Annotated in this window: 24 protein-coding genes and 1 pseudogene; 18 read left to right on the top strand and 7 right to left on the bottom strand. The window is 61.5% G+C overall.

All coding sequences use genetic code 11. The features are described from left to right. Positions 1-154 precede the first annotated feature (154 nt). From JCM7686_RS12105 to JCM7686_RS24445, 12 genes are all read left to right on the top strand, one after another. Positions 155-715, top strand: a complete 561-nt coding sequence (locus tag JCM7686_RS12105) for a phage tail protein (RefSeq protein ID WP_020951109.1) — start codon at positions 155-157, stop codon at positions 713-715. A 355-nt stretch (positions 716-1,070) separates the two neighbouring features. Further along, positions 1,071-1,409 (top strand): phage tail assembly protein, encoded by a 339-nt coding sequence (locus tag JCM7686_RS12100; RefSeq protein ID WP_020951108.1) that lies wholly within the window; start codon positions 1,071-1,073, stop codon positions 1,407-1,409. Positions 1,410-1,419: 10 nt separating this feature from the next. Then, a complete protein-coding gene (locus JCM7686_RS12095; protein WP_020951107.1) occupies positions 1,420-3,876 on the top strand; it encodes a phage tail tape measure protein in 2,457 nt (818 codons plus the stop codon). Between the two features lie 7 nt (positions 3,877-3,883). Then, positions 3,884-4,921 (top strand): S49 family peptidase, encoded by a 1,038-nt coding sequence (locus JCM7686_RS12090; protein ID WP_020951106.1) that lies wholly within the window; start codon positions 3,884-3,886, stop codon positions 4,919-4,921. Next, the gene (locus JCM7686_RS12085) at positions 4,918-5,298 is read left to right on the top strand and encodes a hypothetical protein (protein ID WP_020951105.1); all 381 of its coding nucleotides are present in this window, start codon (positions 4,918-4,920) and stop codon (positions 5,296-5,298) included. The genes JCM7686_RS12090 and JCM7686_RS12085 overlap by 4 nt, the downstream gene beginning before the upstream one ends. Positions 5,299-5,501: 203 nt before the next feature. Further along, positions 5,502-5,783, top strand: coding sequence for a hypothetical protein (locus JCM7686_RS24715; RefSeq protein ID WP_041527882.1), 282 nt, complete (start codon positions 5,502-5,504; stop codon positions 5,781-5,783). 187 nt (positions 5,784-5,970) lie between these two features. Next, positions 5,971-6,288, top strand: coding sequence for a hypothetical protein (locus tag JCM7686_RS12075; protein WP_020951103.1), 318 nt, complete (start codon positions 5,971-5,973; stop codon positions 6,286-6,288). A gap of 326 nt (positions 6,289-6,614) precedes the next feature. After that, positions 6,615-7,154, top strand: a complete 540-nt coding sequence (locus JCM7686_RS12070; RefSeq protein WP_201769409.1) for a hypothetical protein — start codon at positions 6,615-6,617, stop codon at positions 7,152-7,154. 5 nt (positions 7,155-7,159) lie between these two features. Next, on the top strand, positions 7,160-7,543 hold the full coding sequence (locus tag JCM7686_RS12065; protein WP_041527881.1) for a PIN-like domain-containing protein: 384 nt from the start codon (positions 7,160-7,162) through the stop codon (positions 7,541-7,543). A gap of 557 nt (positions 7,544-8,100) precedes the next feature. After that, a complete protein-coding gene (locus JCM7686_RS12060) occupies positions 8,101-8,529 on the top strand; it encodes a bleomycin resistance protein (protein WP_020951100.1) in 429 nt (142 codons plus the stop codon). A 705-nt stretch (positions 8,530-9,234) separates the two neighbouring features. Next, the gene (locus JCM7686_RS12050; protein WP_041527329.1) at positions 9,235-9,498 is read left to right on the top strand and encodes a hypothetical protein; all 264 of its coding nucleotides are present in this window, start codon (positions 9,235-9,237) and stop codon (positions 9,496-9,498) included. 300 nt (positions 9,499-9,798) lie between these two features. Beyond that, complete coding sequence (locus tag JCM7686_RS24445) at positions 9,799-10,218, top strand: hypothetical protein (protein WP_148292620.1); 420 nt, start codon at positions 9,799-9,801, stop codon at positions 10,216-10,218. Positions 10,219-10,315: 97 nt separating this feature from the next. Here JCM7686_RS24445 and JCM7686_RS12045 read toward each other — a convergent pair whose 3' ends face one another. Together JCM7686_RS12045 and JCM7686_RS12040 are read right to left on the bottom strand one after the other, a co-directional pair. Beyond that, a complete protein-coding gene (locus JCM7686_RS12045; RefSeq protein ID WP_020951099.1) occupies positions 10,316-10,657 on the bottom strand; it encodes a hypothetical protein in 342 nt (113 codons plus the stop codon). Beyond that, entirely contained in the window at positions 10,654-11,205 is a 552-nt protein-coding gene (locus JCM7686_RS12040; protein WP_020951098.1) for a hypothetical protein, read from the bottom strand. The genes JCM7686_RS12045 and JCM7686_RS12040 overlap by 4 nt, the downstream gene beginning before the upstream one ends. 129 nt (positions 11,206-11,334) lie before the next feature. On the opposite strand from JCM7686_RS12040, the pseudogene istA reads away from it, so the two are divergent. Beyond that, positions 11,335-13,017, top strand: a pseudogene (istA, locus tag JCM7686_RS12035) (IS21 family transposase). Then, positions 12,950-13,678, top strand: coding sequence for an IS21-like element helper ATPase IstB (gene istB, locus JCM7686_RS12030; protein ID WP_020952479.1), 729 nt, complete (start codon positions 12,950-12,952; stop codon positions 13,676-13,678). Before istA ends, istB begins: the two are co-directional and overlap by 68 nt. 298 nt (positions 13,679-13,976) lie before the next feature. On the opposite strand, the gene JCM7686_RS12025 is transcribed toward istB, so the two are convergent. Next, positions 13,977-14,438 carry a hypothetical protein gene (locus tag JCM7686_RS12025; protein ID WP_041527328.1) on the bottom strand — a complete coding sequence of 154 codons (462 nt, stop codon included), beginning with the start codon at positions 14,436-14,438 and terminating at the stop codon, positions 13,977-13,979. A 154-nt stretch (positions 14,439-14,592) separates the two neighbouring features. Further along, a protein-coding gene (locus tag JCM7686_RS12020; protein ID WP_148292561.1) for an IS3 family transposase occupies positions 14,593-15,680 on the bottom strand; the annotation gives its coding sequence in 2 pieces (ribosomal slippage) (positions 14,593-15,419 and positions 15,419-15,680; 1,089 coding nt in all). 844 nt (positions 15,681-16,524) lie between these two features. Between JCM7686_RS12020 and JCM7686_RS12010 the strand changes: the two genes are divergently transcribed. Next, on the top strand, positions 16,525-17,382 hold the full coding sequence (locus tag JCM7686_RS12010; RefSeq protein WP_020951094.1) for a methyltransferase domain-containing protein: 858 nt from the start codon (positions 16,525-16,527) through the stop codon (positions 17,380-17,382). Between the two features lie 69 nt (positions 17,383-17,451). On the opposite strand, the gene JCM7686_RS12005 is transcribed toward JCM7686_RS12010, so the two are convergent. Continuing rightward, positions 17,452-17,802, bottom strand: a complete 351-nt coding sequence (locus JCM7686_RS12005; RefSeq protein WP_020951093.1) for a hypothetical protein — start codon at positions 17,800-17,802, stop codon at positions 17,452-17,454. Beyond that, positions 17,799-18,563, bottom strand: coding sequence for a hypothetical protein (locus JCM7686_RS12000; protein ID WP_020951092.1), 765 nt, complete (start codon positions 18,561-18,563; stop codon positions 17,799-17,801). The genes JCM7686_RS12005 and JCM7686_RS12000 overlap by 4 nt, the downstream gene beginning before the upstream one ends. 11 nt (positions 18,564-18,574) lie before the next feature. On the opposite strand from JCM7686_RS12000, the gene cas2e reads away from it, so the two are divergent. Beyond that, positions 18,575-18,802 carry a type I-E CRISPR-associated endoribonuclease Cas2e gene (gene cas2e / locus JCM7686_RS11995; protein ID WP_020951091.1) on the top strand — a complete coding sequence of 76 codons (228 nt, stop codon included), beginning with the start codon at positions 18,575-18,577 and terminating at the stop codon, positions 18,800-18,802. 924 nt (positions 18,803-19,726) lie between these two features. On the opposite strand, the gene gdhA is transcribed toward cas2e, so the two are convergent. Continuing rightward, positions 19,727-21,088, bottom strand: a complete 1,362-nt coding sequence (gene gdhA, locus JCM7686_RS11990) for an NADP-specific glutamate dehydrogenase (RefSeq protein WP_020951090.1) — start codon at positions 21,086-21,088, stop codon at positions 19,727-19,729. Positions 21,089-22,009: 921 nt separating this feature from the next. Between gdhA and ileS the strand changes: the two genes are divergently transcribed. Further along, entirely contained in the window at positions 22,010-25,012 is a 3,003-nt protein-coding gene (ileS, locus tag JCM7686_RS11985; protein WP_020951089.1) for an isoleucine--tRNA ligase, read from the top strand. Continuing rightward, entirely contained in the window at positions 25,012-26,082 is a 1,071-nt protein-coding gene (gene mgrA, locus JCM7686_RS11980) for an L-glyceraldehyde 3-phosphate reductase (protein WP_020951088.1), read from the top strand. Before ileS ends, mgrA begins: the two co-directional genes overlap by 1 nt. Positions 26,083-26,084 lie beyond the last annotated feature (2 nt).

The raw sequence follows: 26,084 nt of genomic DNA, 5'->3' as shown, positions 1-26,084 counted from the left end.
GTTCGGGCGCGCCGCGCGCGCCCCGCGGGCTGGGCTGGCCCGTACGCCCATCGGCAGCCCCCGTTAGTCGGCGAGTGGGCAAAACCCCGACAGGACGCGGCCGCTCCTCCTTTGCGGCGCGGCGTCCAAACAGACACGAAACCAGTAGGGCAAAATGGCACGCGAAAAGACCACAGTGCTCCGCGTTCGCGAGCTTGACGATCAACGCATCATCTTCGAGGCAATGGTCCACCGCGTCGGCGGTGGCCATGCCACGCGCGCCTTCTCTCGGGCAATCAACCACGAAACGGCAAAAGCGCAGACCGCCGTCAAACGCGTGATTGCGTCGTCGACGGGAATTCGCGCTGGCGACGTGCAGAAACAAATCCGCCGGACGCGGGCCACGGTCAATAATTTGTCCGCCTCTATCGTCGCTCGCGGCGAGGCATTCCCCCTCAAATACTTCGGGGCAAAGCAATTCTCCTTCGGCGTCCGCGCTAAACCTTGGGGGCAGTGGCAGCGCTTTCCCCATGCGTTCGTCTCCGCGAGTCTCGGCGGCCACGTCTTTGTGCGGGAGGGCAGCGGGCGTCTGCCGATCCGCCAGCTCTGGGGTCCAAGCGTGCCCGCTGAACTGATGCGCCCCGCAGCGATCGCAGCGTTCGACTATGCATCCGGCGAGATCGTCGACCGAGCTCTTTACGAGCTGCGCCGCATCTTCGAGAGGCGCAGATCGTGACCCGTCGCCTCCTCGCTGCCGCGCCGCGCGTCGCCTGCACCGTGCCTGGGCGCGGCCTCGCGGGCGCGCGAGGGCCGGGATGGGCCCCCGGTAGGGACCGTAGGGGAGGTCACGGCGGGCGGGGTCCGCAGCCCCCGGGTTTCGTGCGTTTTTTTGAAAAAATCTTTCCGGTTTTGACTTGGTCAAATCTGGGAGGATTGGCCCCCGGTCAGGGGGTCACGGGTCGCGCTAACGATCCGCAACTCGGGGCCTGTTTGGACAACGACCCCGCCGACCACGCTCTCGCTTCTGGTCGTCCCCGCCAACCGGTGGGCGGGGGCGATTTCTCCCCCTGCACCGGACTGGAGCCACCGCGTTGAAAGTCAAACTCTCGCAACCCATAGAACGCGCCGGGCGCAAAACTCGCTTCGTCACCATTCGCCAGCCGACGCTTCGCGACCTCGAAGCGATCGAGAAGATTGCAGCCGACCTTGCTTCGCCGGACGAAGCCGCCCGGGCGATGGAAGCCGTGTCCGCGCTCCTCGCTGACCTCAGTATCGATCGGGTTGCCGCTCTTCCCGCCGCAGATCTTTGCGCTCTGATGCAGGCCGTCACTGTGCAGGTCGAGGCCGCTTGGGCGGCCATCGCGGCGGCCGCGCCTCCCTCCCTTCCAGCCCCGGCGTGTCCTTTGCCGCCGCTGCGCTCGCTCAACTGAGGATTGCGCGATGGCCAGAACCTTCAGATCCGCGCTAGTCGTCGAACTCATGGACCGTGTGTCCGGCCCGGCAAAGCGCGTCGGTGCCGCTCTCCGGTCAATGAGCGGCGGCTACGGCGAACTTGGCGACAACGCCCGGACCCGCCTTGACGCGGCAATGGCCCGCAACAATGCGTCGCTCGCAAAGGCGCGGGCCGGGATGATCGATGCGGCGGCCGGGGCGATCGTGCTCAAGGGTGCCTTTGGCCTGACTATGGGCGCGGCCATGGACCTCGAAGATGAGATGGCCGACATCGCCAAGGTCTCGGGCATGAGCTCTGACGAGCTCCGCAGCTTTGAAGGCATCATTCGGAACTTAGCCCGGTCGGAGATCCCGCTCGCGGTCGAGGAGCTTGCCGATCTGGCTGCCGCGGCTTCGCAATCCGGTATCGCGAATGAGGACCTTGAGGCTTTCACAAAACAGGTTGCGAAATCAGCGGTCGCATGGGGTGTATCCGGGCAATACGCTGGCGAGAGCCTGGCGAAGATCAAGACAGCCCTCGGCATGACGATCGACGAAACGGCTCGTTACGCTGACGCGATCAACTACCTTGACGACAGCTCGTCGTCGTCGGCCGAAGACCTTGTCGAGTTTGCTCGCCGCGTCGCTACCGATGGAAAGATTGCGGGTTTCACGAACGAACAGACGTTGGCGCTTGGATCGGCCATGATCTCAATGGGGGCGCAGGCTGATGTAGCCGCGACCTCGCTCCGGAACGCGGGTAAGGCTCTAACCCGCGGTGCAAGCGCGACGAAGCGTCAGGACATCGCCTTTGCCAAGCTCGGGCTCACCGCGGAGGAGGTCGCCAAGGCGATGCCCAACGACGCGCTCGGCCAGATGCTGATGGTGCTTCAGAAGATCAAGGACCTCGATCAGCACGAGCAGATTTCGACCATGTCGGATCTGTTCGGCGACGAGGCACGAGCTCTTATGCCCCTCTTGTCAAACCTTGATGAAGTCCGGAAATCGACAGGCGAGCTCGCGGATCAGACGAACTATCTGGGTTCTGTTCAAAAGGAGTTCGAGATCCGTTCAAAAACAGGGCGCTATGCGCTGCAACGCTTCCGCAACGTCATGCGGGATCTCGCAATTTCGATCGGCCAGTCGCTTCTTCCCGCCATGAAGCAGATTCTTGAAGCCGTCGCGCCGGTGCTTGCAGCCATCGCCGATTGGGCCCAGAAGAACCCAAAGCTACTGGCGTCAATTGTTGCCGTGGCGGGCGGTGTTATCGGACTTCGGGTTGCGCTGGCGACCCTTCGCTATGTTGGGCTGTTCGGAAAAAGCGGTGTCCTCTCGCTTCTGTCCTTCGGCCTAAATTCGATAGCCGGAACGGGCAGAGGCCTTCTCAGCGCGGCCAGCGCATCAATCGCGCTGCAGCGCTCACTGGCGGCCATGTCGGGCGCGAAAATGACCGGCCTGCAAACCATCTCTACCGGGATGCGCGGCATGATCGGCGCGGTGCCGGGCATGCGCACGGTTGCGAGCGTCGTCGGCGCGGTCGTGTCCGCGATCGGCGCGATCAGCGCGCCCGTCTGGGTCGGCATCGCCGCAGCGGTTGCGGCGGTCGGGGCCGCTTGGAAATATTGGGACAGGATCTCGGCGATCGTCAGTGGTGTTGCCTCTGCGATTGGTGAGGCTTTGTCGCCGGTCGTCGAGGGGCTTAAGCCGCTGCTCGAACCGCTCCGGCCCGTCCTCGATGCATTCGGCGCGGCGTGGGATCGGGTTAAAGCCGCGATCAGCGGAGCGGTCGATTACGTCAGGTCGATCGGCGGGAGCATCTTTTCCAAGGAGGTGCTCACGCCCGAGGAGGTCGCGGCGATCAAGCAGCGCGCGCACGATCTGGTTGCGGGGGTCATCTCCAAACTAAAGGAGCTGCCTGCCAAGATCCGTGAGGGCGCGGCTGAGCTCTTGCAGGCTGGCAAAGACCTCCTGCAATCGCTCTGGGATGGGGCAATCGCTAAGTTCGACGAGTTCCTCGCGTGGTGCGGTGAAATTCCCGGGAAGATCAAGAGCGCCATCGGCAACATTAATCTCACGTCCCTGATCACCGGAGGCGTCGCGGCCGAGGGCACGGGCGCAAAGTTCACATCGCAAGGTGGGGGCGGTGCTCAGGGCAACTATGTCAGCGACGGTGTCGGCGGGTTCAAGCTCGACGGTGCGCGCGCCAAGGGCGGGCCGATCAGCGCAGGCGGGACCTACCTCGTCGGCGAAGAGGGCCCGGAAGTCATCACCCCGAGCCGCTCCGGCTATGTCAATCCGAACGGCTCTGGGGGCGGCGCCGCGCCGATCACGGTCAACGCGACGATCAATGTTCCTGCGCTCCCGTCTGAAAGCGCAGAAACAATCGCGCGCCGGGTGAAGCAGCTCTTTGATCGTGATGTCGGCGCGTCGCTACGCGCCTCTATGGCCGATCTGGCAGTGGAGTAAGCGCACGATGAACCTGTATCAAATTGCCGACCGCGCACTGAACCGTCCGCTGCTGCTGCATCCTGACAAAGCCGCGATCATCCTCGATGTCTTGGCGGGCCGGATCGGCGTGGACGGCTCTGGGCCGGGTCCGCTGACCCCTGAAGCGAGCCGATTCTTCGGTTCGGAGAAGCGGGACGACGGTTCCTATAAGATGAACCGGGCGGCTGGCGGTGTCGCGGCGATCCCGATCGTCGGTTCTCTCGTAAACCGGGGGGCGTGGATCGGCGCGAGCTCCGGGCTGGTGTCCTACGAGGGCATTGCCGCGCAGCTTCGCGAGGCCGCCGCAGATCAGGACGTTCACACGGTCGTCCTCGATATCGACACGGGCGGCGGGGAGGCGGGCGGCATCACGTCGCTGGTCAATCAGATCGTCGAGCTTCGGAAAACGAAGCGCGTGGTCGCGGTGGTGAACGATATGGCGGCAAGCGCTGGCTATTGGATCGCCTCGGCCTGCGACGAGATCGTCGTGAGCGAAACCGGGATCGTCGGATCGATCGGGGTCGTCGTGCTGCACGTCAACCGGTCTGGCGAGCTGCAGCAAAAGGGTTGGCAGCCGACCTTCATCTTCGCCGGGGCCCACAAGGTCGACGGTAACAGCCTCGGGCCTATGCCCGATGAGGTTCGCGCGGATGTGCAGGCCTCGGTCGACGATCTCTATAAGACTTTCGTCAACGGCGTGGCCGCAAACCGGGCTGGGCGACTGACGCCAAAATCTGTCCGCGCCACCGAGGCGCGGATGTTTACCGGAAGGGCCGCAGTTGCCGCGGGCCTGGCTGATCGGATCGCGAGCTTTCCGGAGGTGCTTGCACAGTTCCAAGCCGACAAGCGGGCGAACAAACTCGGGGGCTCTCGCTCAAGCGGCATCACCCTTGAGCGGGCCATCCGGCCGGCGGCGGCGGTATCGCCGCCCGCAAGCGCGAAACTTCCCGATGCACATGCGCAGGGCTCGGCCTTGATGCGCGGTGCGGTCAAACGTCTCAATGAAAAACGGAGCGAGATATGAAAATCGAAATTCCCGAGGGCTGCACTGCACCCGAAGCTTATGCTGATTCCTTTGCTGAGGCCTACGCCGAAGGCGTCCAGTTGGAGCGCACGCGGATTCTCACAATTCTGGGCAGCGATGAGGCGAAAGATCGCCCCGAGCTGGCAAGGAAGCTGGCGCTCGAAACCGATCTGCCGGCCGAGGCTGCCGCAGCATTTATGGCCGACATGCCGGTCGAAGAGGCCGCGACTGACCTGTACAGCTACACCGGCTTAGATGCGCGCGCTCGAGAAAAGTGGGCCAGAGACATCGCGAAAGTAAGGGAAGTTCATAAGGAACTCGGTGGGTCGGGTGCCCATTCACGTCTCAAACTCGATCCGACCTATCGCGCGCGATGACTTCGCACGCGGGCTGGACGCCAAAACTCGTTGGCGAAACCTTGCTGGCCGCGCTCGAATGGGCGCGGTCAACTGCAGGTCGGGTTGGGCCCTCGGGCTTTGTCACCAGCACAGAGCGCACTCGGTTCTTGCCGTCGCTTGAAGATCATCTTCGCGAAGGCTGGGGCCTACCTGAGGTAGCAGACGATGAACCAGGGCGGCGGATGCGCTTGGGCTGGTCGCTCGCGCAGATCCGGCTTTTCAGCGCCGCGCTGCACTGGCAGGGCCAGTACATCGCGCTCGGATCCATCGAAACAGCTCACGGCCTCGGCGATTGGCTGCGCTGCAAAATCGATCATCGAAGCTTCGATGCCGCCATGTCGAGCCGGGGTTTTTCCCGATCTCATGGGTTCAGGTTGCGCGATAGGGGCCTCTCTATGATCGCTCAGGGCCTGCACAGGGACCGTGTGCCGGTTCCGCGCCCCGAAGGGCTGGCGGACGACTAGGCGGCCTCAGCGGCCGTCGTGCGGCGCGTTCATCTCGATCAGGATCTGGAGGATCTCGCGCGCCGCCTCGGCGTTAACCAGTTGGATTGTATCCAACTATTCCCTCAAAGTTGGATTAAATCAAACAAAACAATAGTTTACAATATTTCCGGTTGTGGTAGTCGATAGTCCATCAGGAGGATGTACCATGACCAACTCGACTCAATTTGATCTCCGAACCGCGCCCGAGCCCAGACCGGCGCCCAGCCCCATCATGACGCTGTTTTCCCTCTGGAAGGAAACCGCCGCCTGGGTCGACGGCACCGAGCCCGCGACGACGGAGGAACTCAATGCGGGCGCCGAACGGAAATGGACGTTGCGCGACGCGATTCTCGCGCTCCCGTCGACCGATGCTCGGGACCATTTGGCGAAGATCGTGGTTTCGACGTCATGGGGCAGCCACGACCTCGAGGACGATGGCTCGGGAGCGCTCTGGGCTGAGGCGAGAGCTCTCCTGATCGCCTGATCGGTTAATCCGGTGCCCGCCCATGATGGGGGCTGCCAACGTGGGCGGAAAAGTAATGCGCAGACAGTCGCATCGCGCTGATCGGATACAAATTTGATCGGAATAGGCTTATTGGATGAGACCATTCTTGTTGCTTCCAGCCGCAACCCAGCTACAAACGGGACCATGAACCATCAAAAGCCCATGCATGAGTTTGTTGGAGTCGGCCTCTACTCGTTGGTCGATGCTGCACAGCTCCTTAAGGCCCCGCCGCGGAAGCTCCGGCGGTGGATGGATGGCTATGACTACAAGGAGGACGACGGTATTCGCCACGTCCCCCCCTATGGGTGCCCGATATCCCGAAAATTGACGATCAGATCGAATTGAGCTTCCGTGATCTGATCGAGCTTCGATTTGTCCGGGCATTTCTGGCGAAGGGCATAGGGCTCAAGGCTGTGCGAAACTGCCTCGACTATGCGCGGCAGTGCATGCACACAGACCGCCCGTTTTCGTCAGGGCGCTTCCGGACTGATGGGAAGACAATCTTTCTCGAGAGCCTTGAAGCCGCTGGAGAACCGAAGCTGCTCGATCTCAAAGAAAAGCAATATGTTTTCAAGCAGGTGGTCGAGCAGAGCTTCAAGGATCTGGACTTGGAAGGCGACATCGTAACGCGCTGGCGTCCGTATCGAGGCAAGGACAGCATTGTCGTCGACCCAACACGATCTTTTGGTCAGCCGGTCGCATCCGTCTCCGGAGTTCCGACGATTGTGCTGGCGGAAGCCGTAAAGGCCGAAGGATCTATGTCGCGTGTGGCGGCACTTTACGAGGTCGAGAAGGCGGTCGTCCACGATGCAGTAAAGTTCCATGAGGAGCTAATGGCCGCTTGAAGGTGATGGTTGATGAAAACCTGCCTCCGGCCATGGCGAAAGCGCTCGCAGCGCTTTTCGCTGGCAAGCACGAGGTCGTTCACCTGAGAGAAAAGTTCGGCGCGGGGGTCAAGGATACCGAGTGGATCGGGGCGTTGAACGCTGAAGGCCACTGGGTGATCATCTCTGGAGACCGCCGGATCTCGAAGAACAAGGCCGAACAACAGGCATTCAAGAGTTCGAAGCTGGTCGGATTTTTCCTCGCGTCAGGGCTCCAAAAAGCCAAGCTGACCAAGCAGATGGAACGCCTTATGGCGCTTTGGGAAACCATCGAAAAGCAGGCCGATCTTGTCGGCGGGGGCGCTATGTTCGAAATTCCGATGAAAAGCAGCAAGCTTGAGCAGATCTGATTCTTAGGCAGTTCGACCCTAGGCCGCCTCTCGCGGTCCACCGCGTGTCATGGCCCTGCTGCTGGGCCGCATAGGTTTGCGAAATCTCTCGGCCGTCGGCCACGTCATCCCCACCTTGATTCTCGCGTGATCCTAGCAGACCGATCTTCGTCAGCAAAAGTGCCGCAAGGAATGCCGGGGGATGCAGTTTTCCTAGCGCTAGGGTTGCGGGAAGGGGAGGTGCATTTGAGATGTGAATTATATTGTAAAAACATAATGATGTGAGATTTATTGTAAGTCCTCACTGTCCGCCATTCATCTCTTAAGTGATTGAATTTAATTAGAATTCCGCAGGTTTCCCACCTGCGCCCGAAAGTTTTCCAACGTTCTGGCCTTGTTCTGTTCAGCGAACTGCACGACGACGGTCGGCCGACTTGTGTTGCGGGGCGCCAGCTTCCGGACAAAAGTGGACTAACTTCCGGACAGAAATTTTCTTGAGCGAGGCTGTTGGTCGCTAAGAGCCCTTAGCGGACGGTCGCCCCCGTGTTGTCTGTCAGCCACCAGAGAGGACGAAAGCCATGGCAAATGCGTTGGTTCCTGAGTTCGCGGTCAAAGACTGGCGGAAATCAAGGCAATTTTATTGCGATATCCTCGCGTTCAAGTGTGAGTATGAGCGCCCAGAAGATGGTTTCAGCTATCTGTCGGTAGAGGGTGCTGAACTCATGATTGACGAGATCGGGATCGGGCGGACGTTTGACGGCGGGCACCTGCCTGACGCTTATCCCTTTGGCAGGGGCCTGAATGTTCAGATCATGGTTTCAAACGTAGCCGCGCTGCTGGATCGCCTCGAAGCGGCGAAATATCCGCTATTTTTGCCGCTGGAAGATCGGTGGTATCGGGTTGGCGATGTCGAAGAGGGAAACAGGCAGTTCGTCGTGGCTGATCCTGATGGCTACCTGTTGCGGTTCTTCCAAGACCTGGGCGAGCGCCCTGCCTCATCAAGATGACCGGCAGCTGCGTCCCTCATAGCTGCCGCCTCCAGTCTGGTCCCGCGCCGCTGGCGGGGGCAGGATGCTAGCATCAACGCGAAGAGCCCTTAGCTGACGGTCGAGGGCGTGCTATTCTTGATCCAAGACTGACCCAGACTTGGAAATGACGGTGAGGCCCATGGCGGGATCGCGGCAGGCAGGCCCGAGGAAGACCTTCGAGGGAGAGAGCGCGGAACAGAAAGCATTGAGGGCCTTGGCTTGGATGGCCGATCTATACTTGGGGCGCGACGAAGGCGTCCTGGACAACATGGCCATGAGTTCGGGTGAACTCGCATTGGAGGTATTGGTCGAACACGGACTCGCGACTTGGCTGAATGACGACGTGCGCTTCGCAAACTGGACCGATGAGGGCCGGAAGCTTCTGGACCGATACGAATAGCGTTTCCAAGCGCTCACGATGAACGGCAGCTTCGTCCGCAAAGCAGACTGTGCCGCTGCCCACCGCTCTACACCGTCAGAAAAATTCTACTGCATTAGCTAGTGCACTTTTCTGCCGAAGCTGGCGCCCCGCAACACTTGTTGCGGGGCGCCAGCTTCCGGACAAAAGTGGACTAACTTCCGGACAGAAATTTTCTTGAGCGAGGCTGTTGGTCGCTAAGAGCCCATTGCGGTCATTGCCAGTGTCGGCCAGTATTCAGCGAATACGATGAAGAGGCCGCAACGGTGGAAGTTCGCGACGAGTTCTACGTAGCTGTCGAAAATGCCTATGCTGAAAGCGCAAGGGCAGTGCGTTGGGCTTACGTTCATTGGGCGCTAGACGCTGGAATCGAGAGCGCTTTGAAGGATGCAATGGGCTACGAGGTATCCAAAGCCATGGTTGGTCTGTTGCATGCAGTCGAAGCGCTTCTGCAGGATGGCGGAGGGTCGCCAAAGCCCAAGCTGGCCTTGCGCGCCGAGGACTATGACCCCGACGAAAAGCTTCCCTGACTGCCCGGAATGGCCGCATAGCAGATGCCGTGCCTCCGGCACACTGGGTCAGCGTTGCTTGACGATTGGGGTGGAAGTGCCTGGCGGTCCCGGCCGTCAGGCACAGCAATGCCTCTCTCCGTGAGTCAAAAATCTCTGAAACCTGACACCCTCTGTATGTTCTGTCAGGTATTGATGGCTTTCCGTCAGATTTCTTACCCAATCGGCTCTGAGGCCGGATCAGGTCATAGACGCTTTGAGCCCCTTGCGGACGGTCGCCTGACAGCTAGTCTGTTCATGTAATCGAGCTTAGGATGTCGCATGAGATTTTGGCCGATTGCTGTGATCATCTTCCTAACAGGCTGCTTGGACGAGGATCTGGCCGACAGATTTTTGGCAGATGAAAGCCTGCGCTCGCTGTCCCCTCTAGCGGCTGAGTCACGAATCTTTTTCTGCGCGGTCGCGGTTTACAGCACATCTCCACTTTCAGATCCCCCTGAACTGACGGGAAATTTTGAGCCTTGGAGCACAATTCCGCTTTCGGAACGGGTTCATGCTGAGGCAATCGAAATGCGTGCCATATCAAATGAGTGCTGGGACGAAGATATACAAAGAGCAACTGAAGCTGCTGATCCATGGGAATATCTTGATGCGGCGAAGCCGACGAACTCTTTCGACCACGCAGGAAATGTTGCGCTGTTCGATCCGAAGAGGAATATTTTTATCGCGATCAGTGGCTGAATGTCAGCTTCGTCCCGCATCACAACCGCCATCTGTCAGGAATGCCCTCTACTCCCAATTTCCTAACACCCGCGCGGGGGCCATTTGGCCCCCGTTTTCATTCCCGCTTTCGCCACCCGGCGACGGCGATGGCCAAGGCCGCGATGATCGCGGCTGAAGCGCGGCCCAAGCGCTGGGCCCAGAGGCTCGAGGCGAGCGCCGCGCCGAGCATGACGCCGGTCCAGTCGAGGGCGCTGTCCCAGAACAGGAGCTCGCCCGCGACCGTGGCCTGAAGCGCCTCGAAGGCGGCATAGAGAAGCCCGGCCCAGAGCAGCGGACGGCGGGTGAGCCCGGCCAGCAGCGCCCAGAGCGCGACCCCGATCGCGGCATGGGCGACGAAGACGGCCGCCCAGGCATAGGGGTCGGCGTGATCCTCGGGAGTGAGGAGCTCGCGGATCATGTGACCTCCGGGATCTGCGCCCGGGCCCAGGCGCGCAGGCGGGCGCGCTGGTCCGAGGTCGGAACGCCGTCGCAGAGGAAGAGCCCGGCGAGGTCGAAGTCAGCCGGGTTGTCGGGGCCTCCGAAGGAGGTGCCGCCGCCGAGCATGAGGCCGGTTGTGGCCGGGATCGGGGCCGCGCGCGCGACGGTCGAGCTCGGGCCCCCCGCGACTGCCGTGCCGAGCGCCTCGGGCGTGATCCAGAACTCGACCACCTGCCAGCTGCCGATGGCATAGGCCGCCTGGGTGGCCTCTTGGCCGCCGTCGCTCAGGGCATAACGCGCGGTCCAGGCATTGAGCTCGAAGAGGATGCACGGCGCGTTCCAGCTCGTGGCCAAGTCATTGACCCATTGCAGCACCGGGCGCGAGGTGTTGACGGCTGGGGCGAGCAGCCGGATCGCGACAATGCCATAGCGCGGCCCGCTGCCCGCATGAGCTGCGCCGAGAACCGTGCCCCGGAAGGCGAGCGCGCCGGGCACCGAATCCGGGGCCGGGGTGCCCGCCAGCGGCACGAGGCCGGGATCCCATCTGTGTTTCGGCGTGCAATCTTGCCCCCTTAGATGGGGGTTTCGGCACCCAATTTTGACCCCCCTTAAGTTTTGTCAGACCGTTCGCTGGAGGGTCAGCGAGCGGAGGGGGAGATGAAGCGGGTGGATACGATCGCGCGGGTCCGGCGAGCCTTTTACGTTCATGGCTGGTCGGTGAAGACGATCGTTCGGGAACTGCACGTGTCGCGGATCGAAGCCATTGCGCCATTGGTCCGAGCAATGGCTGAGGGGTGCGGAAGATCCTGCGGTCGGATGAGACAGATTTCAGTTATGAACGCAGTCACCAGCCGTTGCCCCGGATCGGGCCGTGGCAGGGGCAGCTGGAACAGTTTCTGTCCTCGAATGCGTCGAAGGCCTCTCGCGAGCGGCTGACGCTGATCCGCGTCTTCGAGGAATTACAGGCCCTCGGATATGAGGGCGGATACGATGCCGTGCGCCGGTTTGCGCGAACCTGGTCACAGTCCCGCGGGGCGGTGACGGCCGAGGCCTATGTGCCGCTCTATTATGCCCCCGGCGAAGCTTACCAGTTCGACTGGAGCCATGAGGTCGTGCTGATCTCGGGCGTGACCGTCACGGCGAAGGTCGCCCATCTCCGGCTTTGCCACAGCCGGATGATGTTTGCCCGCGCCTATATGCGCGAGAGGCAGGAGATGGTCTTCGATGCCCATGACCGTGCCTTCACCTTCCTGAAGGGGGCCTGCACACGCGGGATCTATGACATCGAGCCATGAGCCGCCACTGGTTCAAGGCCATGGCGAGGGAAGACGGCTGTGGAGGCGATCTTCAGCGGCAAAGAACGCCAAGACAACCGCCGTTTCCTGCAGATGTGCAGCCATTACCTGGTACAGCCGGTCGCCTGCACCCCGGCCTCAGGTTGGGAGAAGGGCCAGGTCGAGAACCAGGTCGGGCTGGTGCGGGAGCGCTTCTTCACGCCGCGCCTGCGGGTAAAGAGCCTCAATGAGCTGAACGCATGGTTGCTCGACAAATGCGTGACCTATGCCAAGACCCATCGTCATCCCGAGGTAAGCGAGAAGACGGTCTGGGAGATGTTCGAAGCGGAACGCCAGCATCTCGTGCCCTATGCCGGGCCCTTCGACGGCTTCCACAGTGTGCCTGCATCGGTCTCGAAGACCTGCACAGTGCGGTTCGACAGTGACGAAGATCAGAAAACGATCCGGGGATCGTTTTCCTGAGGAACGAATACTCGGTGCTGGCCACCGCTGTTGGCCGTCCGGTCGAGGTGCATGCCTATGCCGATCGCATCACTATCCGGCAGGACGGGGTAGTGGTCGGCGAGCATGCCCGCGTCTTCGGACGAGGCCAAACCGTATATGATCCTTGGCATTATGTGCCTGTTCTGGCGCGCAAACCCGGAGCGCTGCGCAATGGCGCGCCCTTCAGGGACTGGGCCTTGCCCGCCGCCATGTCCGCGATCCGCCGCAAGTTGAAGGGCAGCGATGATGGCGATCGGCAAATGGTCCAGATCCTGGCCTGCGTGCCGGAGGACGGCCTTCAGGCTGTCGAGGCCGCTTGCCGCGAAGCGCTCGATCACGGCGTCCATTCCGCGCCGGTCGTCATCAACATCCTCGCCCGCCAGCGCGACCCCGCGCCACCACCCTTGCTGCTCACACCAACCGCGCTGCGCCTGACCCATGAGCCCGTGGCCGACTGCGCGCGGCTCACGATAACCTCAAGAGGACAAGCCACTATGGAACGCACCCAAATCCTCGATCTGATGGGGACGCTGAAGCTTTACGGAATGCGCAGCGCCTATGACGAGGTCATGGCCGCCGGCATCAAGCGTCAGCACGAGCCGCCCCGGATCGTCGGCGATCTGCTGCAGTCGGAGATTGCCGAGAAGCTGGCACGATCCATCCGCTATCAACTGACCGTCGCCAAGCTGCCATTGGCGAAGGACATCGAAGAGTTCGACTTCACCGGCACGCCGATCAATGAGGGCCTAGTGCGCGACCTCAGCACCGGCAGCTTCGTCTCTGACCAGCGCAACGTCGTGCTGATCGGCGGCGCAGGCACTGGCAAGACCCACCTCGCCATTGCCATAGCACGCGCCCTGATCCGGGGCGGCACCCGCGGACGCTTCTTCAACGTCGTCGATCTGGTGAACCGTTTGGAAACCGAGACGCGCAATGGCAAGCAGGGTCGCATGGCCGACTACCTGACACGCCTAGACTTCGTCATCCTGGACGAACTGGGCTATCTGCCCTTCGCCCAGTCAGGCGGCCAGCTGCTGTTCCACCTCATTAGCCGGCTCTACGAGCGCACCTCGATCATCGTCACCACGAACCTTGCCTTCGGGGAATGGCCGACCGTCTTCGGCGATGCCAAGATGACCACGGTACTCCTCGACCGGCTCACCCATCATTGCGAGATCATCGAGACCGGCAACGAGTCATGGCGCTTCAAGAACCGCGCATGACCGGGGCCTGACCCGCCTCCACCACTGATCAGTTCCGTCGGCTCAGGCCCCGCCGCAAACCGCATCAACGGGGTCAATATTGCACGCCGATAAGGGGGCAGTTTGCCTGCCGATTGACATATCGCCACCTACATTCTGAACCCATCTCTCTCAGATGCCCGAGACGATCTCCTTCAGCTCCTAGGGTTGTATCGACTTATCGATCTCCAGGTGCGGAGGCATGGTTCAGAGGCGGCTCAATGAGGGTGATTTCGGTAGGCCCTGGTGGAACGAAGCCTTTTCGGAACCCACGGCTATACTACTCCGAACCGTAGAAGAGGGTACAGGCGTTGGCCGCCCGTGTTCCCTGTGAATATTCGCCACGCTTGACCTGACCGGTAGTTGCAGCCAGCCCGTAGCTCATCGCGTCTGCCGCCAGACGAGCTGGCGATGAGAGTCCCCCTGCTTTTCTTATTTTTTCAATTATATCGCGAATATCTCCAGGAGGTTCGACAAGCTCCACGCGAGTAATCTTTGCTGTTTGGCAGTTAATCAGAGAGAATCGCCCAGACACAGGCCCCTTGTCGGCTGATCGAATATTGTACAACCCGACGTTACCGTTGCCGAAATCCTCTCCAGACATCTCATATGTTGTGCTGCCCAGCACCGAGATCGCACGACCGCCGCCGGCAATCGTCTTACTATGCAGCTTTGCGTCTTCAGACGAGCAGCCTGCCAAGATCGCGAGAGACATAACAGCCAGAGTGCGCGCTTTCATCATCGATACCAACCTTCATAATATCGCGATCTCAACACCACGATCAAAAACTCGATGATACAGATGAGGCGAACGGCGGCTAGCCGCATCGCTGCCGTCACCGCAGGCGGTCTGCGGCGGTAATCCTCCCCGTTTTAACGGGGTGCAGAAGTAGACTTCAGGCAGCCATCTTCAGTTTCTGGGCGGGTGTGATGCCGCCGATGCCCATGTTGGGGCGCTCATTGTTGTAAGTCCATAGCCAGTCGGTTGCGATCTCCTGCGCCTCCTCGATGGTTTCAAAGATGTATAGGTCCAGCCATTCATTGCGGACTGTCCTGTTGTAACGCTCGACGTAGGCGTTCTGCTGTGGTTTCCCAGGCTGGATGTGGTTGTGGGCAATGCCCTGCTTCTCGGCCCAGATCATCAGCGTGGAGCTGATGTATTCAGGGCCATTGTCTACCCTGATGGCCAGGGGCTTTCCGCGCCACTCGATGATCTGATTGAGGGACCGGACCACCCGCTCGGCCGGGAGCGAGAAGTCGACCTCAATGCCGAGGCCCTCACGGTTGAAGTCGTCCAGCACGTTCAAGAGGCGGAATTGACGGCCATCGGCCAATCGATCAGCCATGAAGTCCATTGACCAGACCGTGTTCGGCGCGTCAGGGACGCTAAGCTCTTCAGGCTTGTCACGCTTGATCCGCCGCCGCGGCTTGATCCGCAGGTTCAGTTCCAACTCGCAATAGATCCGATGGACGCGCTTGTGGTTCCAAGGATGCCCTTGGACGTTGCGCATGTGCAGGAAACATAGCCCAAAGCCCCAGGTCCGGTGCACCTTGGTCAGCCCTTCCAACAGGTCCGCGATAAACTCGTTCTCGGCATCGCGCTTCGGGCTGTAGCGAAAGCAGGTCTCGCTCACGCCAAAGGCCCGGCAGGCCAGCGCGATGCTGACCCCCTTCGTCGCCACAGCCTTCTCGGCCAGCTCCCGGCGTTGAACTGGCCGTGTCATTTTTTTCCTAGTGCTTCCTTGAGCAGTTCGGCCTGCATGCTCAGGTCCGCAAACATGCGCTTCAACCGCCGGTTCTCGTCCTCAAGCGTCTTCATCTGGCTCATCATGGACGCGTCCATGCCGCCATACTTCGAGCGCCATTTGTAAAAGCTCGCTGTGCTGATCCCATGCTCGCGGCAAAGTTCAGGCACGGCCACGCCGCTCTCGGCCTGACGAAGCACGGCCATGATCTGCGGCTCGGTGAAACGGCTCTTTCTCATTCGAATCTCCTCAGCTCACGCTACGAGAAAATTCTACTTATGCAGCCCCTTAACCATGGGGAGGATTACCATCATTGTTTGGGCCGCCATGGAGGGCTCCCGTCCAATCGTCAGGTCTCAAGTCGGGGTAGTACTGGAATGCAGGGTCGAATTTCCAAACGTTTAACGTAACAGAAGTAGGCATAAGCTCTCCCTTCCCTTAGCAAGACGCAGGAAGGTATCGCTGCGTCCGTTGGATTCGCGATTCGAGACGATTTACGGCATTTGACATCTGTTTTTTTTGATAATGAGAACATCCTATGCGTGTATAACGCAAGTAATTACTCGCTGGAGAGCGTTGCTGGGCGTTAATTTCTGAACGGACCGGACGGATTTTACTCGATAGGCGTCAGGAATGCCCTCTCAGCCCAATTTCCTAACATCCGCGCGGGGGCGATTTGGCCCCCGTTTTCATTCCCGCTTCCGCCACCCGGCTGTGGCGATGGCCAAGGCCGCGATGATCGCGGCTGAAGCGCGGCCCAGGCGCTGGGTCCAGAGGCTCGAGGCGAGCACCGCGCCGAGCATGACGCCGGTCCAGTCGAGGGCGCTGTCCCGGGCGAGCAGCTCGCATGCGACTGTGGCCAGAAGCGCTTCTTTAGAAGGGCGCCGCCTTTGTCAGAGAAGGTTTTCGGGCTATTGCCTAGCGGCGCTGCCCGCGGGATCGGCGACGTTCCAACTGGCATTGAAATTGCCTTCATTTCAGAATCTTCCTAACACCCATCCAAAGCCAATTTTTCACCTTCTTGCTCGCGGCGTCCATTCAGCCAGCTGGGTATGGTGACGTGTTCAGTGGAGGAGAAATATGATGAAGCCCGAAGCGGTTGAGCTGTCCCGATGTCCCGATGAGATCGCTCAAATTGCGGTCGCCGGCCTCCAACTCAGCGAAGCTGCGCTTCAGTCCCAACTGGTGCAGAGCCAACACCGGGCGCGTATCGCCCTAGCTTGGGATGTGCGCGAAGGACAGCGCTTGCTGGAACTCGGCTGCGGGCAGGGAGATATGACTGCTGTACTCGCGGCAATGGTTGGATCCTCGGGGCATGTCACTGCAATTGATCCGGGATCTCCGGACTACGGCGCTCCCGTTACATTGGGCGAGGCTATCGCACGACTAACCGCCGGTCCGCTCGGTGGTCGCCTCAACGTCCAGTTGGGCACCGGCCTATCGTCGCCAACTCTGGCACTGCCATTTGAACACTACGACGCGGCTGTAATGGCACATTGCAGTTGGTACTTCGCATCTCAGGACAGCCTCGTGGAAACTTTTTCGTGCCTTGCAGGACGAACGAGACAGCTCCTGCTATCGGAGTGGGATATTAGGGCCGAGAGCCCTTCGCAGATTCCTCATTTGCTGACGGTGTTGCTGCGGCGTGCTCTGTCAGTTCCGCTGCCTGACGACAACATTCGCACCCCAATTTCTCAAACTGAGATGATAGCGCTGCTTTCTCAAGCTGGCTGGAGTGTTGAGCAGGTTACGGAAATTGACAGCAACCAGCTTCAGGACGGCGGTTGGGAAGTCGATATGATGTTAGACCGCTTGCTGCACGACCCTGCATTAGGCAGCGTCCAACTGATGTCTGACACCAATTTGGAGAAGTTGCGCACCGCGCTGCTAAGATCGCAGATCGAGTCCATGCCATCATACGCGCTAGTCTGTCGCCGTTAGGCTCCCTTCTAGAAGAGCTATACCGCCCAATTTCCTAACACCCGCGCGGGGGCCATTTGGCCCCCGTTTTCATTCCCGTTTCCGCCACCCGGCGACGGCGATGGCCAGGGTCGCGATGATCGCGGCCGAAGCGCGGCCGAGGCGCTGGGCCCAGAGGCTCGAGGCGAGCGCCGCGCCGAGCATGACGCCGGTCCAGTCGAGGGCGCTGTCCCAGAACAGGAGCTCGCCCGCGACCGTGGCCTGAAGCGCCTCGAAGGCGGCATAAAGAGCCGCAGCCCAGAGCAGCGGGCGGCGGGTGAGCCCGGCCAGCAGCGCCCAGAGCGCGACCCCGATTGCGGCATGGGCGACGAAGACGGCCGCCCAGACATAGGGGTCGGTGTGATCCTCGGGGGTGAGAAGTTCGCGGATGATCTCGATCACAGCGCCACCCCAAATTTTGCCGCAAGGGTCCGGCGCGCGACGGCCTCGACGCCCGCGAGATTGGGGCCATGCGTGATGCCCAGAACATCGCCGATCAGGCCCCGGAAGCCATTGCTGCCCGAGCCTTTGCCGACAAATTGCAGCGGGAGCGGGCCGGGCTGGGGCACGCTGCTCGGGATTGGCGAACTGCCGATCTGGACACCATTGACGCGGGTGACGACGCGCCCGGCGGCAAAGGCATGCTCAGCGATGACCACCTGGTCGATATTGGGCAGACGTGAGCCGATGATATTACCGGCACCGCCGCCGCCGCCAAGGTTCGACCAGATCTGGATAAACCAGCCCTGTGCGCTGGGGTTGGAACGGAACTCCAGACCGTTCGCCCCCAACCAGCGGCTGGCGACGGCAAAATCCGCCAATCGGAAGGCCGACATCAGGGTGACATCATTGAGGTCTGCGGGCAGAGCGGTGGCAAAATGGGTGGCAGCCTCGCCCCGGAAGTCGAGCATGCCGTCGCTGAGCGGACTGGCCGGGCCGGTGCGGGTGGCGTCAAAGACCGCGCCCGCACCGCCAAGATTGCGGATGCCGGTGACAGCGCCGCTGGCATCGCGGATGGCGCCTTCAAGGGCCAGATGGATGGCAATTTTGCCGGGGCCGAGGCCGTAATGCGCGCCGATCTCGGGGCTGGTCCAACTGAAGCGCGCGCCCTTGAGCGCCGAGACCTCGCCCGCCGCCCCGTCTGCGCGGCCGCCTTGCCGCATGACTGGTCGAGGTGCGTGCCGGCGTCTATGTCGGCGACTGTTCGGCCCGCACGCGCGAAATGATCTGGTCCCAGGTCACCGGCGGGATCGAGCAGGGCGATGCCGTCATGATCTGGAGCGCGCCGACCGACCAAGGCGATGCCTTCGAAACCACCGGCCGCAACCGCCGAATGCCGGTCGATTTCGACGGCCTGAAGCTGGTGTCGTTTTTCCCGCGCGATGACGGGAATAATCGGTAGGATTTGCGGTAGACGAAAAGCATTGGTAGAACAGGTGCTTGCAACAAGACTGTTCCCCGCACCCGCGGGGATGAACCGATAAACCGCTCGGCCGTCACCATGACCGCACTCTGTTCCCCGCACCGGCGGGGATGAACCGCCCCTTATTTCAACAAATCTGCGCACTCGCTGCTGTTCCCCGCACCCGGGGGATGAACTGCGCACCGAACGGATCTTGAAAGACGCGGCCAGCTGTTCCCGGCACCCGCGGGGATGAACCGGCGGTGATGCGCCGGGCGCTGAAAAAGGCGGCCTGTTCCCCGTACCCGCGGGGATGAACCGGACGGGCGGATCGTGCAGTGGGGTCCGGGCTACGGTTCCCCGCACCCGCGGGGATGAACCGTGCTCGTCGTCGCGCAGGCTATCGAAGCTGAGCTGTTCCCCGCACCTACGGGGACCGCTTTCCGCCCCCTCTTTGCACTGACGCGGCCAAATCGTCGCGCTCTGCTTGAGTGACCGCTCTGCCTGTTCTGATCCGGACGCCAAGCCGCATCGCGGAAGTCAGCTCTCCGCCCGCTCGACCGATTATGTTGGAGATGCAGCCAACATCGGTGCTGCGCCTCCAAACGGCAGCTTCGTCCGCAAAGTCGCCAACACCTGTCAGGAACGCTCGCTCAGCCCAATTTCGGAACTCCCGCCTGAGGACCAGTGGCCCTCGTTCTCGGTCCCGTTTCCGCTATCCGAGGTTGGTGCTGACCGACGCTGACGCGGACCAAGGTTGGGCGGATCGCGTTTGACGTGGGTCCAAGGCGCTGGCCTCTTGCGCTGACGGGCGGCCTCTCACCGCGACATCCTCACCCGCGAACGCCCGGAGAACGCGCCCATCCTGCCCGCAAAGAAAAAGGGCCGCGCTAAGGCGGCCCTTTCTGGTCATGTCGTCACAGATCAGATGATGCCGAATGCGCGCATCGGCTCGGCCACGCGGATGAAGCCCGCGATATTGGCGCCGATCACGTAATCGCCCGGCGCGCCGAACTCTTCTGCGGTCTGGTAGCAGCTGTCATGGATGTCGCGCATGATGTCGGCCAGACGGGCCTCGGTCTTGTCGAAGGTCCATTTGTCGCGCGAGGCGTTTTGCTGCATCTCGAGCGCCGAGGTCGCAACGCCACCGGCGTTTGCCGCCTTGCCCGGGCCGAATTTGACGCCAGCCTGCTGGAAGGTGCGGATCGCTTCCGGGGTCGAGGGCATGTTCGCGCCTTCGCCAACCGCCATCACGCCGTTCTTCACCAGCTTCTTGGCGTCTTTGCCGGTCAGCTCGTTCTGGGTGGCCGAGGGCATGGCGACCTCGCAGGGCACGTCCCAAATGTTGCCATCGGCAGCTTTGACGAAATAGACGCCATTGCCTTCGCCCTTGATGCGCGCATATTCGCCGACGCGGCCACGGCGAACTTCCTTGATCTCTTGCAGCAGCGCCAGATCAATGCCGTTTTCGTCAACGATATAGCCCGAGCTATCCGAACATGCGATGACTTTTCCGCCGAATTCCTGCACCTTTTCAATGGTGTAGATCGCGACGTTGCCCGAACCCGAAACCACGACTTTCTTGCCGTCGAAATCGGTGCCGGTGGCTTGCAGCATGGCGCGGGTGAAATAGGTGTTGCCGTAGCCGGTCGCTTCCTTGCGCGCCAGCGAGCCGCCGTAGAAGAGGCCCTTGCCGGTCAGCACGCCCGCCTCGTAGCGGTTGGTCAGACGCTTGTATTGGCCGAACATATAGCCGATTTCCCGCGCGCCGACGCCGATGTCGCCCGCCGGAACGTCGGTATATTCGCCGAGGTGGCGATAAAGCTCGGTCATGAAGCTCTGGCAGAAACGCATGATCTCGCCGTCCGACTTGCCCTTGGGGTCAAAGTCCGAACCGCCCTTGCCGCCGCCGATCGGCAGACCGGTGAGCGCGTTCTTGAAGATCTGCTCGAAGCCGAGGAATTTGATGATGCCGACGTTCACCGAGGGGTGGAACCGCAAGCCGCCCTTATAGGGACCCATAGCCGAGGAGAACTGGACGCGGAAACCACGGTTGATGTGGACCTTGCCTTTGTCATCGGTCCACGGCACGCGGAAGATGATCTGACGCTCGGGCTCGCAAATGCGCTCGATCAGCGCATCTTCGAGATAGTCGGGTCGCTTCGCGACGACTCGGCCGAGGCTTTCGAGGACTTCACGCACCGCTTGGTGGAATTCGGGCTCGCCGGCATTGCGCCGGACGACCTCATCGAAAATTGGTTCGAGCTTGTCGTCGAGAATGGTCAATATGGTTCTCCCTAGAGGGGCAGGGGTTGCGGAAAGTTGCGCGCGCGCAAGGGCTGATAAACCAGTCGTTAAGCAACATAAAGTGGCAAAGGCAAAGAAGTTGCGCAGTCGCCTCCACCCTATGGCTGAAGACAGCGGCCGTCAGAGCGAAAAAACGCGCGACCGGACGGGTGTTTTGGCGCGCGTCGTGGACCGTCATCCGTCGGATTGGCCACCTGTGGGCACCGGTTTGACGAATCTGATCCGCAGTTGGTGCCGCAGAATTTGGCTTGCAGGAATCGACCCGAAAAGCGCGGCGCGCGGAAAGCAACCCGCGCGCCGTCCTGCCGCGCGACATCGGGGCGGGCAGGGCGCCACAAGAGAGCGCCGCAAGGAAGACCCGCCCAAAGCGCGCCGCACAACCAAAGCAAAGGGAAATGTCGGCCGAGCCTGTTCGCCTTCCCGGCCAACCAACCAAACACTCGTTACCACCCCGGTGGTTTAACCTGAGGGCGGGAGCATTGCGACATATCTAATGGGACAGTCCCGTCACGGACAATGGGCCCGCTGCGCAAGCAACAGGCTGAATCTGCGAGGCTCTTGGGACGGAAGGCCGCGTCTTTCGAAAAGGATCGGCCCCCGTGAATTGCGCGAACAGGACGGGGGCCGGACATAAGCGTTTTTGGCTTGCGTCTTGGACAGATTCGCAGGCTTTGCCCCCGCGCGCTTTGACCGAGATCAAATTCGGCCCAAGTCTTCCGTTCTGTCGTCCTCTGCTCCGCTGCGGGCTGCTCTCGGCGCTTGAACCTCGCCCCGGCGGTTTCTATAACCACACCCATGTATATGACCGGGCACAGCATTCGAATTAGTCGCCCGACGGCGTAGGGGGTCCTCGCCGTCGGGATGATTGCTGCCTGACTGTCTGCCAAAGGATTCCCGCTGATGAGCGAACCGACTTCGACCGCGCCCGATTACCGCGACACCGTTTTCCTGCCCGAAACCGAATTTCCGATGCGCGCGGGCCTGCCCGCCCGCGAGCCGGACTGGCTGGCCCGCTGGGAGGCGCTTGATATCTATGGCCGCCTGCGCCGCAAAGGCAAAGAGGCGGGCCGCGCGCCCTTCATCCTGCATGACGGCCCTCCCTATGCGAACGGCAACCTTCACATCGGGCACGCGCTGAACAAGGTGCTGAAGGATTTCATCACCCGCAGCCAGCAGATGATGGGCCGCGATGCGCGTTACGTGCCGGGCTGGGACTGCCACGGCCTGCCGATCGAATGGAAGATCGAAGAGCAATACCGCGAGCGCCAGCAGCGCAAGGACGATGTCGATATCGTCGAATTCCGTCAGGAATGCCGCGCTTTTGCGCAGGGTTGGGTCGAGACCCAGCGCGAGCAGTTCAAGCGTCTGGGCGTCATCGGCAATTGGGAAGATCCCTATCTGACGATGAACTACCACGCCGAGGCGGTGATCGCGGCCGAGTTTATGAAGCTTTTGATGAACGGCTCGCTCTATCAGGGCTCGAAGCCGGTCATGTGGTCTCCGGTCGAGCAGACCGCTTTGGCCGAGGCCGAGGTCGAATATCACGACCACACCAGCCACACGATCTGGGTGCGGTTTAAGCCGGTCGGAGCGAGCGGCGATTCTCATATTGCCAAAGGCGCTGGTCTCACAGTCGATCCCGGTTTGAGCGACCAGATTGAGGCCGAAGTTCTCCAAGATATGAAGGATGAGCTGCTCCAAGCCTCTATCGTTATCTGGACGACAACGCCCTGGACTATTCCGCAAAACCGCGCGGTGGCTTTTGGTCCTGACATTGATTACGGTCTCTATGAGGTGACGGATGTTGAAGATAAGTCCACGGCCGTACTTGGCGAGTATCTAGTTCTCGCGGATGCTCTTGCCGAAGGGGTCTTGAAGTCCGCTAAGGTGACTGGGTTCAATCGACTGCGCGAAGTAACCGCGGACGAGTTGAGAGGGCTGATCCTCGCCCATCCCTATCGCGGCATCGAGAATGGCCAAGGCGAGTGGGACTTTGACGTGCCGCTTCTGCCGGGCGATCATGTGACCGAAGATGCGGGCACGGGCTTTGTCCATACCGCGCCCAGCCACGGCGATGACGACTATCAGCTTGGCGTGAAATACAAGCTGCCGATGACCTATAACGTCGAACCCGATGGCTCCTATCGCAAGGACCTGCCGGTTTTCGGCGGCGAGGCGATCCTGACCTCGACCGGCGCCGAAGGCAGCGCGAACGTCAGCAATATCAAGCAACTGGCCTATGCCGGGGCGCTGCTCGCCAAAGGCAAGATCAAGCACAGCTATCCCCATAGCTGGCGCTCGAAAGCGCCGGTGATCTATCGCAACACGCCCCAGTGGTTTGCCGCGATCGACACCGATCTGAGCGATGGGATGAACGAATATGGCTCGACCATCCGCAGCCGCGCACTGACCTCGATCGACAAGCTGGTGCGCTGGACGCCCCAGACCGGGCGCAACCGCATCCATTCGATGGTCGAGAACCGCCCCGATTGGGTGCTCTCGCGCCAACGCGCCTGGGGCGTGCCGCTGACCGTCTTCACCAAGAAGGGCGCGCGTCCGACCGATGCCGATTTCCTCTTGAAAGACGCGCGTCTGAACGACCGTATCACTGCCGCCTTTGAAAAGGACGGCGCCGATGCCTGGTATCGCGACGGCTTCAAGGCGCAGGTGCTCGAGGGCATCGCGAACCCGGACGATCACGATCAGGTCACCGATGTGCTCGACGTCTGGTTCGATTCTGGCTCGACCCATGCTTTCGTGTTGCGCGACCGTGCCGACGGCACGCCCGACGGCATCGCCGATCTCTATCTCGAAGGCACCGACCAGCACCGCGGCTGGTTCCAGTCCTCGCTTCTGCAGGCCTGCGCCACCAAGGGCCGCGCGCCCTACAAGGGCGTTCTGACCCATGGCTTCACGCTGGACGAGAAGGGCATGAAAATGTCCAAATCGCTCGGCAATGTCATCCTGCCCGCCGAGGTCATCAAGGATTACGGCGCCGATATCCTGCGTCTCTGGGTGGCTCAGGCCGATTACACCGCCGATCAGCGCATCGGGAAAGAGATCCTCAAAGGCACCGCCGACAGCTATCGCCGTCTGCGCAACACTCTGCGCTATATGCTGGGCAGCCTTGCCGGTTTCACCGAGGCCGAGCGGGTCGAACCGGCCGAGATGCCGGAACTCGAGCGTTGGGTCCTGCATCGTCTCGCCGAGATCGACGCGCAGGTCCGTCACGGCTATGACGTCTATGACTTCCAAGGCGTGTTCCAGACGCTCTTCCAATTCGCGACGCTGGATCTCTCGTCCTTCTATTTCGACATCCGCAAGGACGCGCTTTACTGCGACGGGCCCGACAGCCTGCGCCGCCGCGCCGCGCGCACGGTGCTCGATATCCTCTTCCACCGCCTGACGACTTGGCTCGCGCCGATTCTGCCCTTCACGATGGAAGATGTCTGGCTCTCGCGCTTCCCGGGCGACGACAGCTCGATCCATCTGCAGGATTTCGTGGCAACGCCGCATGATTGGCTGAACGCGGATCTCGCGCGCAAATGGGATCAGGTCCGCCGCGCCCGCCGCGTTGTCACCGCCGCGCTGGAGCTCAAGCGCACCGACAAGACCATCGGTGCCAGCCTCGAGGCCGCGCCCGTCGTCCACGTCGAGGATGCGGCGCTGCTCTCTGCGCTGAAATCGAGCGATTTCGCCGATATCTGCATCACCTCGGATCTGTCGCTGACCGCTGATCCCGCACCTGCCGAGGCCTTCCGCCTCTCGGAAGTGCCCGGCATCGGCGTGGTCTTTGAGCCTGCCGAGGGCGAGAAATGCGAGCGTTGCTGGCGGATCCTGCCCGATGTCGGCACCCACCAACATCCGGGCACCTGCGCCCGCTGCGATGAGGTTTTGAGCTGATGGCTGAACGTCCCGCAAAACCCCTCGTCGCTGGTTGGCAGCCCGATCCCGAGCGTCACGAGCGCATGACCTATCGCCGCACCGGTCGCTCGGGGCTGATGCTGCCTGCGGTCTCGCTGGGGCTCTGGCACAATTTCGGCGAGGACACGCCCCATCAGGTCAAGCGCGCGATCTGCCGCGCGGCGCTCGATTGCGGCATCACCCATTTCGATCTCGCCAACAATTACGGCCCGCCTCCGGGCAGTGCCGAAACCGCCTTTGGCGAGATCCTGCGCACCGATTTCGCGGGGCTGCGCGACGAGCTGATCATCAGCTCGAAAGCGGGCTACCGGATGTGGGACGGTCCCTATGGCGAATGGGGCAGCCGGAAATATCTGATCGCGTCTTGCGATGCTTCGCTGAAGCGTCTCGGGCTCGATTACGTCGATATCTTCTATTCGCACCGCTTCGATCCCGAAACGCCCTTGGAGGAAACCATGGGCGCGCTCGATCACATCGTGCGCTCGGGCCGTGCACTTTATGTCGGCATTTCCAGCTATAATGCGCATCGCACCGCCGAGGCGGTCGCGATCCTGCGCGAGCTCGGCACGCCCTGCATCATCCATCAGCCCAGCTACAATATGCTGAATCGCTGGGTCGAGGGCGACGGGCTGCTGAACACGCTGGAAAGCCTCGGCGTCGGCTCGATCGCCTTCACGCCTCTGGCGCAGGGGATGCTTACCGGCAAATATCTGCGCGGCATTCCCGATGGCAGCCGCGCGGCACAGGGCAAATCGCTCTTCCCGGAATGGCTGACCGACAAGGCTTTGGGCGCGCTGCGTGGGCTCAACGATCTCGCCGAGGCGCGCGGGCAGACGCTGGCGCAGATGGCGATTGCCTGGGTTTTGCGCGGTGGCCATGTCACCTCGGCGCTGATCGGCGCCTCGCGCCCCGAGCAGGTCATCGATTGCGCGGGCGCGATCCGCAATCTCGATTTCTCGGCGGCCGAGCTCGCCCGCATCGACCAACTGGTCGCCGATTGCGGCGATGTGAACCTCTGGGCGCAATCTTCGGAAGGGGCGGGCGGCTGAGC

The organism is Paracoccus aminophilus JCM 7686, assembly GCF_000444995.1.
Classification (GTDB): domain Bacteria; phylum Pseudomonadota; class Alphaproteobacteria; order Rhodobacterales; family Rhodobacteraceae; genus Paracoccus; species Paracoccus aminophilus.
This window is presented reverse-complemented; position numbering and strand designations above follow the sequence as displayed.

Excerpts from the sequence above, each read along its gene's own strand:
- JCM7686_RS12090 (WP_020951106.1), top strand. The coding sequence starts at position 3,884 with ATGAACCTGTATCAAATTGCCGACCGCGCACTGAACCGTCCGCTGCTG.
- JCM7686_RS12075 (WP_020951103.1), top strand. The coding sequence starts at position 5,971 with ATGACCAACTCGACTCAATTTGATCTCCGAACCGCGCCCGAGCCCAGA.
- JCM7686_RS12095 (WP_020951107.1), top strand. The coding sequence starts at position 1,420 with ATGGCCAGAACCTTCAGATCCGCGCTAGTCGTCGAACTCATGGACCGT.
- JCM7686_RS24715 (WP_041527882.1), top strand. The coding sequence starts at position 5,502 with ATGCGCTTGGGCTGGTCGCTCGCGCAGATCCGGCTTTTCAGCGCCGCG.
- JCM7686_RS12025 (WP_041527328.1), bottom strand. The coding sequence starts at position 14,438 with ATGATGAAAGCGCGCACTCTGGCTGTTATGTCTCTCGCGATCTTGGCA.
- JCM7686_RS12085 (WP_020951105.1), top strand. The coding sequence starts at position 4,918 with ATGAAAATCGAAATTCCCGAGGGCTGCACTGCACCCGAAGCTTATGCT.
- JCM7686_RS12060 (WP_020951100.1), top strand. The coding sequence starts at position 8,101 with ATGGCAAATGCGTTGGTTCCTGAGTTCGCGGTCAAAGACTGGCGGAAA.
- JCM7686_RS12045 (WP_020951099.1), bottom strand. The coding sequence starts at position 10,657 with ATGATCCGCGAGCTCCTCACTCCCGAGGATCACGCCGACCCCTATGCC.
- JCM7686_RS12000 (WP_020951092.1), bottom strand. The coding sequence starts at position 18,563 with ATGCGGCAAGGCGGCCGCGCAGACGGGGCGGCGGGCGAGGTCTCGGCG.
- ileS (WP_020951089.1), top strand. The coding sequence starts at position 22,010 with ATGAGCGAACCGACTTCGACCGCGCCCGATTACCGCGACACCGTTTTC.
- JCM7686_RS12010 (WP_020951094.1), top strand. The coding sequence starts at position 16,525 with ATGAAGCCCGAAGCGGTTGAGCTGTCCCGATGTCCCGATGAGATCGCT.
- istB (WP_020952479.1), top strand. The coding sequence starts at position 12,950 with ATGGAACGCACCCAAATCCTCGATCTGATGGGGACGCTGAAGCTTTAC.
- JCM7686_RS12065 (WP_041527881.1), top strand. The coding sequence starts at position 7,160 with ATGGTTGATGAAAACCTGCCTCCGGCCATGGCGAAAGCGCTCGCAGCG.
- JCM7686_RS24445 (WP_148292620.1), top strand. The coding sequence starts at position 9,799 with ATGAGATTTTGGCCGATTGCTGTGATCATCTTCCTAACAGGCTGCTTG.
- JCM7686_RS12105 (WP_020951109.1), top strand. The coding sequence starts at position 155 with ATGGCACGCGAAAAGACCACAGTGCTCCGCGTTCGCGAGCTTGACGAT.
- mgrA (WP_020951088.1), top strand. The coding sequence starts at position 25,012 with ATGGCTGAACGTCCCGCAAAACCCCTCGTCGCTGGTTGGCAGCCCGAT.